The organism is Chloroflexus sp. (genome assembly GCF_056331925.1).
Map to the genome: position 1 here is coordinate 70,392 of NZ_JBWGQH010000007.1, position 15,080 is coordinate 85,471.

At 55.5% G+C, this 15,080-nt stretch carries 11 protein-coding genes; 8 read left to right on the top strand and 3 right to left on the bottom strand.

The window, feature by feature from the left end; translation table 11 throughout:
- Nucleotides 1-107: 107 nt before the first annotated feature.
- A complete protein-coding gene (locus AC01ZF_RS05400) occupies nucleotides 108-2,984 on the top strand; it encodes a VWA domain-containing protein (RefSeq protein WP_476575187.1) in 2,877 nt (958 codons plus the stop codon).
- A 165-nt stretch (nucleotides 2,985-3,149) separates the two neighbouring features.
- Nucleotides 3,150-3,497, top strand: a complete 348-nt coding sequence (locus tag AC01ZF_RS05405) for a hypothetical protein (protein ID WP_424674652.1) — start codon at nucleotides 3,150-3,152, stop codon at nucleotides 3,495-3,497.
- Between the two features lie 25 nt (nucleotides 3,498-3,522).
- On the opposite strand, the gene AC01ZF_RS05410 is transcribed toward AC01ZF_RS05405, so the two are convergent.
- Together AC01ZF_RS05410 and AC01ZF_RS05415 are read right to left on the bottom strand one after the other, a co-directional pair.
- Nucleotides 3,523-4,140 (bottom strand): 3'-5' exonuclease, encoded by a 618-nt coding sequence (locus tag AC01ZF_RS05410; protein WP_476575188.1) that lies wholly within the window; start codon nucleotides 4,138-4,140, stop codon nucleotides 3,523-3,525.
- Nucleotides 4,141-4,318: 178 nt separating this feature from the next.
- A complete protein-coding gene (locus AC01ZF_RS05415; RefSeq protein ID WP_424674650.1) occupies nucleotides 4,319-6,460 on the bottom strand; it encodes a BMP family lipoprotein in 2,142 nt (713 codons plus the stop codon).
- Nucleotides 6,461-6,795: 335 nt separating this feature from the next.
- On the opposite strand from AC01ZF_RS05415, the gene AC01ZF_RS05420 reads away from it, so the two are divergent.
- Together AC01ZF_RS05420 and AC01ZF_RS05425 are read left to right on the top strand one after the other, a co-directional pair.
- Nucleotides 6,796-7,785: an SPFH domain-containing protein gene (locus tag AC01ZF_RS05420; protein ID WP_424674649.1), complete on the top strand. Its 990-nt coding sequence runs from the start codon at nucleotides 6,796-6,798 to the stop codon at nucleotides 7,783-7,785.
- Entirely contained in the window at nucleotides 7,782-8,693 is a 912-nt protein-coding gene (locus AC01ZF_RS05425) for an SPFH domain-containing protein (protein ID WP_424674648.1), read from the top strand. The genes AC01ZF_RS05420 and AC01ZF_RS05425 overlap by 4 nt, the downstream gene beginning before the upstream one ends.
- A gap of 89 nt (nucleotides 8,694-8,782) precedes the next feature.
- Here the strand turns inward: AC01ZF_RS05425 and AC01ZF_RS05430 are convergent, their stop codons facing one another.
- Nucleotides 8,783-9,004: a type II toxin-antitoxin system prevent-host-death family antitoxin gene (locus AC01ZF_RS05430; protein ID WP_015942445.1), complete on the bottom strand. Its 222-nt coding sequence runs from the start codon at nucleotides 9,002-9,004 to the stop codon at nucleotides 8,783-8,785.
- Nucleotides 9,005-9,398: 394 nt separating this feature from the next.
- Between AC01ZF_RS05430 and AC01ZF_RS05435 the strand changes: the two genes are divergently transcribed.
- From AC01ZF_RS05435 to mutS, 4 genes are all read left to right on the top strand, one after another.
- The gene (locus AC01ZF_RS05435) at nucleotides 9,399-9,830 is read left to right on the top strand and encodes an Hsp20/alpha crystallin family protein (protein ID WP_287907540.1); all 432 of its coding nucleotides are present in this window, start codon (nucleotides 9,399-9,401) and stop codon (nucleotides 9,828-9,830) included.
- Between the two features lie 207 nt (nucleotides 9,831-10,037).
- Nucleotides 10,038-11,003 carry a thiamine pyrophosphate-dependent dehydrogenase E1 component subunit alpha gene (locus AC01ZF_RS05440; protein ID WP_424674647.1) on the top strand — a complete coding sequence of 322 codons (966 nt, stop codon included), beginning with the start codon at nucleotides 10,038-10,040 and terminating at the stop codon, nucleotides 11,001-11,003.
- A gap of 20 nt (nucleotides 11,004-11,023) precedes the next feature.
- Nucleotides 11,024-12,055: an alpha-ketoacid dehydrogenase subunit beta gene (locus tag AC01ZF_RS05445; RefSeq protein WP_424674646.1), complete on the top strand. Its 1,032-nt coding sequence runs from the start codon at nucleotides 11,024-11,026 to the stop codon at nucleotides 12,053-12,055.
- Between the two features lie 115 nt (nucleotides 12,056-12,170).
- A complete protein-coding gene (gene mutS, locus AC01ZF_RS05450; protein ID WP_476575189.1) occupies nucleotides 12,171-15,077 on the top strand; it encodes a DNA mismatch repair protein MutS in 2,907 nt (968 codons plus the stop codon).
- Nucleotides 15,078-15,080: the final 3 nt, after the last annotated feature.

The window sequence follows — 15,080 nt, forward strand, 5'->3', positions numbered from 1 at the left end:
ACGTCTCAGAAAAGAAGTGAGGTTTTGTCTTGTCAACGCGGCTCATTATCGGTACAATGCCAATACATTCCATATTCAGGTAAGTATCTACCGGCGGACGGATGCCTATGCCCTATATCTCGTTCATCTACCCCGAAGCGTTGTGGTTACTCATCATACCGGTTGTGATGATTGCGGTCGCGCTGTTAGGCCCGCGCCGCTTATCACCAATGCGGTTCTGGGGTAGCTTGATCGTGCGAACCTTGATAGCGGTATTCCTGGTGTTTGCCTTTGCCGGCATTCAATTTGTGCGTCCGGTTGACCGACTTACGACTGTTTTTTTACTCGATGGCAGCGACTCAATGCCGGCATCGACCCGTGCTCAGGCCGAAGCCTTTATCCGTGCGGCGTTGCAAGAGATGCCGCCGGACGATCAAGCGGCAATCGTTGTCTTCGGTGGTAATGCCTTGGTTGAACGAGCCCCCGATAGTGATCGACGATTAGGACGCATTACTTCAATTCCCATCACTAACCGTACTAACATTGAAGCCGCCATTCAACTAGGCATGGCATTATTCCCCGCCGACTCGCAAAAGCGGCTCGTGTTGCTCTCTGATGGTGGCGAAAATAGTGGGCGGGCGATTGATGTGGCCCGTTTGGCGGCTAGTCGTGGTATTCCTATTGACATTGTCGATCTGACCCTCGTCGAGACCGATGCAGAAGCATTGGTGGCCAGCGTTGAAGCGCCGAATAGTGTCCGCGATGGTCAAGAGGCGTTGATCGTGGCAACTGTCGAGAGCACGGTAGCGCAGCGTGCAACGGTGCGCCTGATCGATGATGTTGGGGTCGTCGCGGAACGTGAACTCGATCTCAGACCCGGTGCGACACGGGTTGAATTCGTGGTTCCGATTAAGGGAAGTGGTTTCCAACGCTATCGGGTGCAAGTCGAGGCTGCGCAAGATGGGCGGGTACAGAATAATGAAGCAGCAGCCTTAATTCGGGTCCAAGGGCCGCCGCGCGTCTTGTTGGTGGCACGCAACGCCACCGATGCTCGTCCGTTAGCGACGGCGCTTACTGCAGCCGATATTGTGGCCGAGATTATTGCGCCGGAGGCTGCCCCACGTTCGTTGGCCGATCTCAGCACTTACGATGCGTTGGTATTAGTAAATACACCTGCGCGGGCATTGCCGGTTGGGCTGATGCAGGCTATCCCCGGTTATGTGCGCGATCTCGGTCGTGGTTTGTTGATGATCGGTGGGGAAGAAAGTTTTGGCGTCGGTGGCTATGGTCGTACTGCGGTCGAAGAGGTATTGCCGGTCTATATGGACGTTCGCAACCGTGAGCTACGGCCCGATCTGGCAATTGTGTTTGTGATCGATAAGTCAGGCTCGATGGATGCTTGTCATTGTGCCAATCCCGATCGCGGCGGCCCCATTACCTCTTCGACCGAGCGAAAAATTGATATTGCCAAAGATGCAGTGGTGCAAGCGACGGCATTGCTCAGTCCACAAGATACGGTCGGGGTGGTGACGTTCGACGGCGCCGCTTTTCCGACGTTTGCCGCTACCCGCGGGGCTACGGTTGAACAAGTGATTGATGCAGTGTCCGGCGTTGAGCCGCGCGGACCGACTAATATTCGCGCCGGTCTGCTGCGCGCCGAAGAGATGCTCCAGCAGGTCGATGCCCGTATTAAGCACATGATTTTGCTGACCGATGGTTGGGGGAGCGGTGGTGATCAGCTCGATATTGCGGCTCGTCTGCGTGAACAGGGAATTACATTGACTGTGGTGGCAGCGGGAAGTGGTTCGGCAACCTATCTGCAACAGTTGGCGGCTGAAGGTGGTGGTCGGTATTATCCGGCGGCTGATATGGCTGATGTACCGCAAATCTTCGTCCAAGAGACCATTACGGCGATTGGTAATTACATCGTTGAACAGCCATTTGTACCGGTACGCTACAGTAATAGCCCTATTTTGGCCGGAATTAACGCAGTTCCACCACTCTACGGTTACAACGGCAGCACGCTCAAAGATACTGCGCAGTTGATCCTGGCGACCGAAGACCAGCAACCAATACTGGCAACCTGGCAGTATGGTTTGGGACGCAGTGCGGCCTGGCTTAGCGATACCAAAGGCAAGTGGGCCCGTGATTGGTTGACATGGGACGGATTTCCACGATTCGCAGCTCAGTTAGTCGGGGATCTGACACCACGTGGTGGTTCCGATGTCCGCGCCGAGGTGACGGTTGCTGGTGGTGAGACAGTTGTGCGACTGATGACGGCTGCCGGGCAAAATGATTTGACGGTGACGGCTACGCTGATCGGTGGCGATGGTTCGCGTCGTGAAGTGCGGTTGACACAGGTTGCACCAAACCAGTATCAAGCGCGGTTAGAAAGCCCCGTGCCCGGCACGTATTTAGTGCAAATTGCCGGCACTCGCGGTGATCGGGTGGTCGTCCAAGAGACAGCTGGAATGGTCGTTCCGTATTCTTCGGAATATCGCAGTGCTCAAGCCAACCCCGGCTTATTAGCCGAACTGGCGAATATGACCAAAGGTCGGTTTGTTGAACAACCGGCTGAGGTGTTCAGTCGGATCAATCTGGTTTTCTCGGCACAAGAGATTGCGTTGCCGCTGCTCCTATTGGCGTTGATCCTGTTGCCCATCGATATCGCCTTGCGTCGGCTGATGTTGCGGCGGAGTGATTTTGGCGCGCTCGGTACATTGGCCGGACGCTTCCAACCGGCCGGCTCAGTGCCGGTTACGCCTGATCCGGTGCTCGGACGATTGCGGTCTGTGCGTGATCAAGCTCGCCGCCAGATGGCCGGTGCCCAGCAACCGCTGACGCCACCACCGTCGGTTCCTGCGTCATCAACCTCGTCGTCGCACCCGGTAGCTCCTCCCACGTCTGCGACCGAAGATGCGCTGGCGCGTTTGCGGGCTGCTAAGGAGCGTGCGCGCCGACGAATCACCGGTGATGGAAATAACGGTGAGGGAACTACTTCGTAGGCTTACATGGTGGTATCTCCTTTTGCTCGTAACTGGCGGTAGCAACTAATACAGTGCTGGTTCGTTTGTGGTGCGAGTAGTCGCTCGGCATTTGCATAACGTGTTGGGCAACCGACCTTGCCGAGCTAAGCTTGCGTCGGTTTGTAGTCAGCTAAGGGTGGAGTGATGAGCATCGCACATAACGCGACGGTACCGCAGCGGAACTGGCTCGGCCGATTAGTATTAGCCCTCTTGATCGGGTCGCTGGCCGGTATCCTTACGTACCTGACTGCAAGTGCCATCGGATCGGTATGGCTACTGGTGAATCAACGTGAGCTGGTCGAAGCAACCCAACAAGCTCTCCAGCAGGGAGTGATGGGGTTGGCAAATAGTAATCTGCGCACCCTACGCATGATTGCCGAGGCTCAGCAGCGGTGGAGCGCCGAGTTGAGTATATGGCTAGGGCTTGGCGTAGGATTGGTAACGGCCATTGGTACGTATATCCGGCTTGAGTTAAACGCCGGTGCATCATAATGTAGTTTCTGTTCAGAATTCACGCCTATTTTTCTTCCCACTGCCAAAGTTCATTCGGCAAATCGAGCACAAACGGTGACGGTTGATCGGCATCGGCGCATACCAGGAGGGCGCACATTGCACGGCTACACCCAACATAAAACAGGCGGCGCTCCTGTTCGATCATCTCGTCTCGTTCTTCCGGTGGTAAATGCTCGAAACTATGCGGCAAATGGTCTTGCGCTAACCGCAGCACCGCCACAAATGGAAACTCAAGCCCCTTGGCCGAATGGATGGTCATTACCTTCACCACCGGCTTACAGAGATCGATCTGCCTCTTTTCGGTAAGTTCTGCCGACAACCCGATCTTTTGTAATTCATCACAGATCTGCTGGGCTACCTGCCGGCTATGGCAGAGTACGGCACCGGCGTGAATGGGCAAGCGCCACTGGCGGGCTGCGGTCATCAAGAAATCGCGGATGGCGATAGCCTCTTCGCTAACGGAGCGGCAACATCGCACGACCGGACGGTGGCCTTCGTGGATGGCGTCGATTGGGATGTGGCCGTCGGTTTGATTGAGAATAGCAGCGCACGCCATCGCAATTTGGTCTGTGTTACGATAGTTGCGGCGCAAGATGTAGCTCCGTCCACGCACTTGCAACATGGTATCGATATGTTGCCATGCAAAACCGCGTTGGTACAATGACTGCGCAGCATCTGCTGTTAAATAAATTGACGCTCAAAAGTTATGGGGCAAGCTAGTTTTGATAATTATAAAAACAACCATCACGACTCTGCAAAGCAGGGTCGTGATGGTTGTGTCCTACTAAACCGGTTTAGATTTAGGGTCGGAACGGCTGCGGTTCTGGAATGGTCGCCGGATCGAGATCACCACTGACCGGATCGACGCCGGTTGTCAACTCACCCTTGGTCAGGGCGGCAAGAATCTCCTCCATCCGGCGCTTGACCGCATCAGGTACATCATCGGCGGTGTCGTGATAGTCGGCGTAACCGATACCACCGTTCGCTGCCTCGTACATCGCGATACCGTTCCCTTTGAAGGTACCGTTCACAACCGCCTTGATTTGATCGTAGACGGCAACATCAACCCGCTTCAATGCCGAGGTCAGTAACCGGTCGGCACCGGGGGCGGTACCACGGGCGAATGTCGTAAAGTATTCATCTTGATCAACGCCGATCACATAGACACCACGCGCTGCGGCCTCTTTGATCGCACCGGAGCCGGTAGGTCCACCGGCGCCCATAATGACGTCTGCCCCCTCACCGATCATCTGCTGGGCCGTGCTCGCACCGAGGGCGGGGTCGATGAAGGTAGGCAGATAGACGCCGAGCAGGTTGATGTTGGGATTGACATAGCGTGCGCCGTTATCAAAGGCATTCTTGAAGCGCTTGACCGGTGGGATCTCTTGTCCGGCAACAATACCGACGGTGTTGGTCTTGGTCATCATCCCGGCCAGCGCGCCGACCAAGAAACCGGCCTGATCCTCACGGAACTGCAATCCGACCAAATTGTCGGTCACCGTGCCCGGCTCGTAGAACTGGTCGACCCCAATGAAGATAATATCAGGGTGTTCGGCGGCGAACTTCTTGGTAGCGTCGGCAATGAGGAAACCGACGGTGATGATCACATCAAAGCCCTCATCAATGAAGGTCTGAATATTCTTCTCGTAGTCGGCTTGGGCCTGCGTCTCGATGTACTTGTACTCCAGCCCAAACTCTTGCGCCGCCCGTAACGCACCGAGGTGAGCCGACTCATTAAAGGTTCCATCGTTGACTTTGCCCAGATCGGTCACCAGCGCGATCCGGGGTAGCTTGACATCTGAGGTGCGGAACGGCTGCGGTGTTGGGATAGTCGCCGGATCAACATCACCGCTGACCGGATCGACGCCGGTCGTCAGTGTGCCGTTGGTCAGCGCCGCGAGGATCTGCTCCATTCGCACCTTCACTTCAGCCGGCACGATGTTAGCAGTGTCGTGGTAATCAGCGTAGCCGATACCCCCGTTCGCCGCTTCGTACAGGGCGATACCGTTTCCTTTGAAGGTGCCGTTCACAACCGCCTTGATTTGGTCGTAGACGGCGACATCGACTCGCTTGATCGCCGATGACAGAATTTTATCGGCGCCGGGAGCCGAGCCGTTGGCAAAGGTGGTGACGTATTCGTCCTGGTCGACACCGATGACAAACACGCCACGCGCTGCCGCTTCTTTGATCGCGCCGGAGCCAGTAGGGCCGCCCGCACCGAAGATCACGTCTGCCCCCTCACCGATCATCTGTTGGGCCGTGCTCGCGCCGAGGGCGGGGTCGATGAAGGTGGGTAGATAGACACCGAGCAGGTTGATGTTGGGATTGACATAGCGTGCGCCGTTATCAAAACCGTTCTTGAAGCGCTTGACCGGTGGGATCTCTTGACCGGCAACAATACCGACGGTGTTAGTCTTGGTCATCATCCCGGCCAGGGCACCAGCCAAGAAGCCGGCCTGATCCTCACGGAACTGCAACCCGACCAAATTGTCGGTCACCGTGCCCGGCTCGTAGAACTGGTCGACGCCGATAAAGATGATGTCAGGGTGTTCGGCGGCGAACTTCTTGGTAGCGTCGGCGATGAGGAAACCGACGGTGATGATCACATCGAAACCCTCATCGACGAAGGTTTGAATGTTCTTCTCGTAGTCGGCTTGGGCCTGCGTCTCGATGTACTTGTACTCCAGCCCGAACTCTTGCGCCGCCCGCAACGCACCAAGGTGGGCAAACTCGTTAAACGTTCCATCGTTGACCTTGCCCAGATCGGTCACCAGTGCGATCCGGGGCTTGCTGGAATCTGTTGGAGCAGTAGTTGGAGCGGTGGTTGGTGCGGCTGTGGGAGCCGGTGTCGCTGTCGGTTGAGCCGTAGGCTGACCACACGCGGTCAGTACCGGCAGGAGTAGCGCGAGGAGCGCTATCAGTGTAAGAAGAGTCTTTCGCATGCTTCCTTCTCCTGATCTACGATGACCGGAACACTTGCGAAGAACCATGCGGGCGACATGGCCCTTCACTTGTCGGCGCGCCGATTGGCTTGCCATGACATTCTGGGTTAGCGCGATTATAGCACAATTGCTGTGCAACCTTTCTGGGATGAATCCGTATGTTATACTGACAGCACAAGGAGAGGATACACGCAATGGCCCTCATATCGGTTCCGTATATCGCTTACCGTCGGCATTCAGGTGTCTTTCTCATGCGTTCGTGGTGACGACCGCGAACGCATATCTTTTTCGGTTGATAGCGCTGGGTCGTTAGCAACGACAAGGAAGGTGGTTGTATGGACGTTACGCTTGGGGTTGTCATCGGACTGTTAGGGTGGTTTATTGTTCGCTACATCGCCTTCAGCTTTTACACTGTCGATCAAAACGAGCGCGCAGTGAAAACCATCTTCGGACGAGCTGAACGCCTGCCGGGACCACCGATGGACGATCCATTTGCCGAGTATTTGCGCCCGGATGAACGCGAACGTTATCGCTATCCGCAGGTGCGGGTTATTCCTCCCGGTGGTCCTTATTTTAAATGGCCGTGGGAACGTGTGTACAAGGTGTCGGTCGCAACCCAGACCATCAACATGGCGCTCGATCTGGAAGACCCGACGGCGAATCAGGGTGGTCGTGTGTTGGAGGCGGTCACCAAAGACCAACTGAACGTCGGCCTGAAAGGCCAGATCCGCTATCGGGTATCGGAGCGCCACCTCTACGCCTATCTCTTCGGGGTGAAAAATCCGGTGGTTCACGTGATGGGATACTTCATCTCAATCTTGCGTGAGCGGATCGCCAACTTTTCGGCACCGGCTACAGAAACCGGTCAGTTAAATGCGATGGCTGGGGAAGGGAGCGAAATGACCGGTGTTTCGATCAACGATCTGCGCAAGAATCTGCGTGACCTCAACGAGCTAATGGATCGCGAGTGTCTGTCATCGGCGGCACGCTACGGAATCATTCTTGACGCTTCACTAATCACCGAAATCGATGCACCGCCGGAAGTGGAGTCGGCAATGGCAGCGATCAATACAGCGCACAACCAGGTATCGTCGGATATCAGCCTCGCCCAAGCTACAGCCGATCAGAAGATCGTACAGTCGAAGCGGGCGGTTGAGATCGAGACGCTGAAAGCGCAGGCCGAAGTTGAGCCGTTGCTGGCGTTGGCCGAGCAGTTACGAGCACTCAAAGCGAGTGGGCGTGATGCGCTCAATGCCTATCTACGTAACGTTCGTTTAGGTCTCTACCGGCAAGCTGAGCGTGTTATTCTGGAGGTGGAGCAATGACCTTTCTCTTGACCGTGATCATAGTTGCCACGATGACCTTCATCGGCGCATTTATTGTAGTGCCCACCTTATTTGGCCTGCTGCGCTTATTCGGTATCTACACAATTGTGCAAGAGGGTACATGCCACGTGTATACCCTCTTCGGTAGTGTGGTTGGGGTATTGCGTGAGCCGGGGTTGGTGATCTTACCACTCCATTTAGGGATAAACGCTTTCCTAATCGGCCTGTTTGGTCGCCGTTATGTGATCGATATGCGGCTTGATCAGCGTTACCTACGCAGCCAACCGGTGAATTCCGAAGAGGGTGCGCCGATGGGTATCGGTGTTTGGTACGAGATGGCAGTAACCGATCCGGTGGCCTTCTTGTTCAAGAACGCCGACCCGCAAGGTTCGTTAGCGGCGAACGTTAGTAACGCTGTGGTGCGAACCTTGAGCAATATGCCGTTGGCGCAAATGTTGGAAAACCGGCATGCAATGAGCCAAGCGGTGCGTGCTGAGGTATCGCCGAAGGCGGCAGAGTGGGGGTATCGGTTGGGGTCGGTGTATATTCGGAAAGTTCACTTCCGCGATATTAACATGATCCGGCAGATCGAGGCGAAGGTAGTGAACCGGCTGCGCCAAGTGACGTCGGCGATTTTGCAAGACGGTGCTAACCGGGTGAATATTATCACGAGTACTGCCGAGCGGCAGGCGGCTATCGAATTTGCCCGTGCAAAGGCGGTCAGGCCCCAGATTTTGGGGCAAGCACTGGCCCGTATCGGTACCGATCCTGAAGTGCGCGATGCGCTGTTTACTATTCTCGAGTTACAAAACTTAGCCGAGAGTAATGCCCGGGTGACGCTTGTACCAGCCCAAACCGATCATCGGATGATCCCGGCCTTGATGGCAGCGCAAAACGAGCGACACTAGAGCATTCCTAACGATGACTGCCCGTCATCATGGTGATGACGGGCAGTACTGGTGTATGAAGAGATCATCGTTCGTTGTCTCCGGCTCGATCAGGCTTCTCGCTGGCGGGCTTGCTCGGTTTGTAGGGCTAAGCTACGGAGTTGCTCGAACAGTTCGATGTTCAGTAACACTGCTGATGGATACCCCTTTTGTGTGATCACAACCGGCTGCCCGCTCTCTTTCGCCCGCCGGATTAAGGCCGCTAAACTAGCCGCAGCTTGTGAGATTGGTACTACGCCTCCCTGTAAGTCGATATTAATTGACCGTCCCATGTTTGTACCCCTTTGAACGAGCACTATTAATAGTACAGTTCCATTGTATCACGTTGTATTCTCGCTGTATAGATCGAATGTTCAAGATTTTGTAGAATGAGAGGCTATTTTTTCAGATACTCTTCCGATGATCGCATTTGCATCGTTACGATTGAGATAGGTTTGTAAAAACTTTGTATATTCGATAAGCAGGGATTGGCGTAGCATATTTGCGTAATCAGCCAAATTATGCTGGCGTCCACTTTAAGAAATGCGTGCTAAGCATAGACACAGTTTTAATACTCTGCCAACGTCATTCTAACAATCACCTGTTAATGTATAGGCAGGCTCGAATGAGAGCACTGCTCTGAAAAGAATCAATACCATCAATACCAATGATGCAAGGAGGACGGCTATGACGAACATCACCCGTTGGGATCCCTTCCGCGAGATGACGCAACTGCTCGATGACACTTTCTTCACCGGCTTCACCGGTGTGATGCCACGCAATGGCAGCCTGGTGCCGGCGCTTGACCTGAGCGAGACCGCCGATGCCTATCATATTGAAATGGCGGTGCCCGGCATGACGGCCGATCAACTCAACATCACCTTCGAGAACAACGTGCTGACGATCAGTGGTGAAATTACACAGAGCAACGATCGCAAGGATCGCCAATATCACGTGACCGAGCGCCGCTATGGCCGCTTCAGCCGCAGCATTCGCTTGCCCAACCAGATCCATCCGGATCGGATTGAGGCCAAGCTGGAGAATGGTGTGCTGACGGTGACGGTACCGAAGGCGGAAGAGATCAAGCCGCGCAAGATTGCGGTCAACGTCGCTCACTAGTCGTCGCACCAAGCATCGTCGTGGCGTATACGGTGCGCGGGGAATGTACCTCCTCGCGCACCGTTTTATATTTGCAAAGCTGATCCTGTTGTCGGCGTGATCGATAACCTTGATCGCGTGATCGGGTACAATACCTCTAAATAAATCCCCAATTATTTACAAGACGGCAATGCATGTAAGTGAGCCTCGTCTGGCTAAGGAGATGGCATGAACGCGATCGATGATGCCTTGTTGCAACAAGCACACTACTGGATGCGGTTGACCCGCGCACTTGACGACCGAGGCACCTTTCTTCACAAGCAAAGCAAAATTGTTGGCGGCTATTTTTCCCAGATCGGTCACGAAGCGTTAAGCGTGGCCGCTGCCATGAGCCTTGGTCCGCGTGATATTATCGCACCGATGCATCGCGATCTCGGTGCGTATCTCGTCCGTGGCCTGACTCCGCGCCGGATTTTGGCCCAGTGGCTGGGCCGCGAAACCGGAGTAACGCGCGGGCGTGATGCAAATCTGCACGGGATGGGTGATCTTAGTCTGGGTATTATCGGTTTTATTAGCCATTTGCCCGCCTCAACCGGCGTGATTACCGGCGTGGCCCACGGGATCAAACTCAAAGGCGAACCACGAGTAGCGATGTGTTTCTTCGGTGATGGCAGTGCTTCGCAGGGCCTGGCACACGAGGCAATGAACTGGGCGAGTGTGTTTAAGTTGCCGATGGTTATCATCTGTGAAAATAACCAGTACGCCTATTCGACCCCTCTCAGTCGCCAGATGGCCATCGAGCATATTGCCCAACGTGCAGCCGGCTACAACATGCCGGGCGTCATTGTTGATGGCAACGATTTTGTGGCTGTTTATCAAGCAGCTACCGAAGCAGTTGAACGGGCACGGGCCGGTGGTGGTCCAACCTTTATCGAGTGTAAAACGATGCGAATGCGCGGCCATGCTATCCACGATAATATGGCGTATGTGCCGAAAGAGCTACTGGCCGCATGGGAAGCACGTGATCCGATTGCACGGATCGAAGCCGAGTTGCGTGCGCGGGGCCTGCTCGATGATGCGAAACTGTCAGCGCTACTGACCAAGATCGAGGCCGAACTCGATGAGGCACAAGCGTTTGCCGAGGCTTCGCCCTACCCCGATCCGGCTACACTCACCGATGGCGTCTATGCATAATATACCGGCAGGAGGAGCCAATGACATGGGATCAAGGTTTGCATAAGCTGACAACAACGATCACCGACGAGCAGGGAACGCGCGAACTGACCTATCTGGAAGCGATCCGAGCGGCATTGCGGTACGAGATGCAGCGCGACCTGCGGGTGCTGATTATGGGGGAAGACATTGGCGTCTACGGTGGCGCATTTAAGGTGACGCAAGGGTTGATCGAGGAGTTTGGCGAAGATCGGGTGATCGATACCCCGATGACCGAGCTGGCAATGATCTACGCTGCTATCGGTATGTCGTTTGAAGGTTTCTTGCCGGTAGTCGAGATGCAGTTCGCCGATTTCATCTCAACCGGATTTGACGCCATCGTCCAGTTTGCGGCTACTAACCATTTTCGCTGGCGGCAGCCTGTGCCGATTACGATCCGTGCGCCTGGTGGCGGTGGTTTGCGTGCCGGTCCGTTTCACTCGCAGTCGAATGAAGCATGGTTTGTGCATACTCCCGGATTGAAGGTCGTGGCGCCGGCTACGCCTGCCGATGCCTATGGTCTATTGCTGAGCGCTATCCGTGACCCCAACCCGGTGATTTATTACGAGACCAAGTATCTCTATCGGTCACTGAAGGGACCGGTGCCGGAAGGGGAGAGCTTGGTACCGATCGGTCAAGCGGCATTGCGACGCAGTGGTGAAGAGTTGAGTATCATCGCGTATGGCGCGATGGTGCAGGAGGCGTTGCAAGCGGCGATCACCCTGGAGCGTGAGGGTCATAGTGTTGAAGTGCTCGATCTGCGTACCCTCAAACCACTCGATGAAGCGGCAATTCTGGCAACGGTACAGAAGACCGGCAAGGTGCTGATCGTCCATGAAGCGAACCGCACCTGTGGCGTAGGCGGTGAAGTGGCGGCGATTATTGCCGAGCGTGCCTTTGAGTATCTCGACGGGCCGATTACTCGCCTTGCGGCGCCTGATACCCCTGTCCCTTACAGCCCTCCCCTCGAAGACGCATACCGACCAAATGCCGCAAAAATCCTCGCCGCAGCACGAGAATTGTTGGCATACTAAATATAGTACGGTGAAGACGCAGAGCGTATCTTGTGCTACCTCTGCGTCTTTAGGCCGATTGAGAATGTGCTATCATAGCGCGGAGGCAAGCAGATGAATGAGATAAGCTAACGCTATGGCTGCGATTGAATTGCATGCGTGGTATCGCCAGTATCGCAAACTAAAAGAAGAGGCTGCCGATGCGATTTTGCTCTTTCGCTTCGGTGATTTCTACGAGACGTTTGATGATGATGCAAAGTTGATTGCAGAATTACTTGACGTAACGTTAACACGTAAAGAATACGCCGTTGATAAGCGAGCGCCGAAGGATCAGCAGAAGCTGTATGCGCCGATGGCGGGAATGCCTTACCACGCCGTTGATCGTTATGTGAGCGAATTAGTTGCCCGTGGTTACCGGGTGGCTATTGCCGAACAGTTGAGCGAGACGGAGGCGATGCGCAATGATACGCGGCCTCGTTCGGTCTACGCTGCTGGTTTGACCCCGCTCGAAAGCAGCGGCAAGATGGTACAGCGGGCCATTGTACGGATTATTACGCCGGGTACAGTGATCGATCCGGCGATGTTGCCCGATCGCACGAATAACTATTTGGCAGCAGTGCTGGTTGAACAAGGGAAGGTAGGGTTGGCGTATGCCGACCTTTCGACCGGGGAATTTGCCGCTGCCGAGTTTGTTGATGCACGTGCACTGACCCAGTTGCAAGCCGAGCTGGCGCGTCTTCGTCCCGCTGAGGTGCTCGTCCCTGACGATGAGGCGCTCCGTTTGCCAAACCTGGCCCCGGTACAGGCACGTTTGAGTCAAGACTTGGCCCCGCTCACCAAAGAGGAGCGTGAGGTATTGTTGCCCCACGAGCGGGTGGCCCGTCGTCTTGATGCCCCCAGTGCTGCCAGTTGGACGCAAGGTCACGTGACCGAGTGGCCGACGTGGCGCTGGGAGTTGGCGACGGCTGCCTCCGCGTTGTGTGAGCAGTTGGCGGTTGCGACACTGGCGGTGTGTGGTCTTGAAGACCGCCCGTTGGCGACGCGCGCTGCCGGTGCATTGATTCAATACGCCCAGACCACGCAACGCCAGCGGGTCAACCAGTTGCGGTATCTACGGGTGTACCAGACCGGTGCATATATGCTGCTCGATCCACAGACTCGGCGCAATCTTGAATTGCTGGAAAGTAGTGGGCGGCAAGGGGTAAAAGCTTCGTTGATCGGCGTGCTCGACCGCACGTGTACGGCAATGGGGGCGCGTTTGCTGCGGCGTTGGATTGCCCAACCGCTGATCGTTTTAGAACCATTGCAAGTGCGTCAGCATGCTGTAGCACGCCTGGTCGCCGAGACGATGGCTCGGCTTGAGCTTCGTGAGGCACTGGCCGAGTTGCCCGATATGGAGCGGGCGCTCAATCGGATCGCACAAGGTATTGCCGTGGCAACACCGCGTGATATGGTTCAGTTGCGGGCCGCGTTGCGTAAACTACCTGGCATCGCGCAAGCTATCGCACCGTTGTTACCCGACTTGCTCGCCCCTGAAATAGACGGCGAGCCGTTGCTCATGTTTGATCCGTGCAGTGATGTGCTCGATCTGCTAGAACGGGCACTCGACGATGATCCACCGGCGTTGCTCGGTTCGTCAAACTATCTGCGGGCTGCCGAAGAGGGTGGCGAGCGACCGCGCCGTGTGATCCGGCCCGGTTTCGATCAGCGTCTCGATGCACTGATTAAGGCTAGTCGCCATGCCCAAGAGTTCATCGACCGTCTCGAAACGAAAGAACGTGAGCGGACCGGGATTCGTTCGCTCAAAGTGGGTTACAATCAGGTGTTTGGTTACTATATCGAAATATCGCGCGCCGTTGACCCGAAACTGATCCCATCACATTACGAACGCAAGCAAACGCTGGTGAATGCTGAGCGTTATGTGACTGAAGAGCTGAAGTACTACGAAGGGTTGCTCAGCGATGCACGGTTAAAGCTGGTTGATCTGGAACGAGATATCTTTCAACGGTTGTGTGATGATATTCAGCAACACCTCGACCGGCTACGGATAACAGTGGCTGCGGTGGCCCGCATCGATGCGTTAGCGGCCCTGGCCGAGGTAGCAGTGCGTGGCCGCTATGTCCAACCGACCTTGCGAACCGATCGGGTATTGCGGATCAAGCAGGGCCGTCATCCGGTTGTTGAGCGGACGCTGGGTGAGCCGTTCATCGGCAACGATGTCGATCTTGATGGTGATAATGTCCAGATTTTGATCATTACCGGCCCGAATATGGCTGGTAAAAGCACCTTCTTGCGCCAAGTAGCTTTGATTACCCTGATGGCGCAAATCGGCTCGTTTGTCCCCGCCGATGAAGCCGAAATTGGCTTGGTGGATCGCATCTTTACCCGGATCGGTGCTCAAGACGACATCGCCACCGGTCAGAGCACCTTTATGGTCGAGATGACCGAAACTGCTGCATTGCTTATGCAGAGCACACCCCGTTCGCTGATCATTCTCGATGAGGTGGGGCGTGGGACGAGTACGTATGACGGTATGGCAATTGCCCGGGCCGTAGTTGAGTACATCCATAACGAGCCTCGGTTGGGGTGTCGGACGTTATTTGCGACTCACTATCACGAGTTGACGGCACTTGATGCCGAACTACCTCGTGTGCGCAACTTTCACATGGCGGCTGTCGAGCGTGACGGCCGAGTCGTCTTTTTGCATGAGCTGCGTCCCGGTGGCGCCGATCGCTCGTATGGTATTCATGTCGCCGAGCTAGCCGGGATTCCGGCGAGTGTAATCAGGCGGGCCAACGATTTGCTGGCCGAACTCGAGGGTCACACGGCACGACCGATGGATCAGCGCGTCGAACCAAGTTCGGATGGGGAGCGGGTATTGCCACCGGCGCCCTCAACCGCGGGTAGTATGCAATTATCGCTGTTCGATCTCGTACCGCACCCGGTGGTGGAGTACCTCCGTCGGTTGCGGATTGAGGAACTCACCCCGCTAGAAGCGTTGAACCGGCTGGCCGAATTACAACGGCTGGCTCAGGAAGGATAGAAA

What these genes read in the sequence shown, in the direction of transcription:
- AC01ZF_RS05400 (WP_476575187.1), top strand. Translation starts at nt 108, where the DNA reads ATGCCCTATATCTCGTTCATCTACCCCGAAGCGTTGTGGTTACTCATC.
- AC01ZF_RS05405 (WP_424674652.1), top strand. Translation starts at nt 3,150, where the DNA reads ATGAGCATCGCACATAACGCGACGGTACCGCAGCGGAACTGGCTCGGC.
- AC01ZF_RS05410 (WP_476575188.1), bottom strand. Translation starts at nt 4,140, where the DNA reads ATGTTGCAAGTGCGTGGACGGAGCTACATCTTGCGCCGCAACTATCGT.
- AC01ZF_RS05415 (WP_424674650.1), bottom strand. Translation starts at nt 6,460, where the DNA reads ATGCGAAAGACTCTTCTTACACTGATAGCGCTCCTCGCGCTACTCCTG.
- AC01ZF_RS05420 (WP_424674649.1), top strand. Translation starts at nt 6,796, where the DNA reads ATGGACGTTACGCTTGGGGTTGTCATCGGACTGTTAGGGTGGTTTATT.
- AC01ZF_RS05425 (WP_424674648.1), top strand. Translation starts at nt 7,782, where the DNA reads ATGACCTTTCTCTTGACCGTGATCATAGTTGCCACGATGACCTTCATC.
- AC01ZF_RS05430 (WP_015942445.1), bottom strand. Translation starts at nt 9,004, where the DNA reads ATGGGACGGTCAATTAATATCGACTTACAGGGAGGCGTAGTACCAATC.
- AC01ZF_RS05435 (WP_287907540.1), top strand. Translation starts at nt 9,399, where the DNA reads ATGACGAACATCACCCGTTGGGATCCCTTCCGCGAGATGACGCAACTG.
- AC01ZF_RS05440 (WP_424674647.1), top strand. Translation starts at nt 10,038, where the DNA reads ATGAACGCGATCGATGATGCCTTGTTGCAACAAGCACACTACTGGATG.
- AC01ZF_RS05445 (WP_424674646.1), top strand. Translation starts at nt 11,024, where the DNA reads ATGACATGGGATCAAGGTTTGCATAAGCTGACAACAACGATCACCGAC.
- mutS (WP_476575189.1), top strand. Translation starts at nt 12,171, where the DNA reads ATGGCTGCGATTGAATTGCATGCGTGGTATCGCCAGTATCGCAAACTA.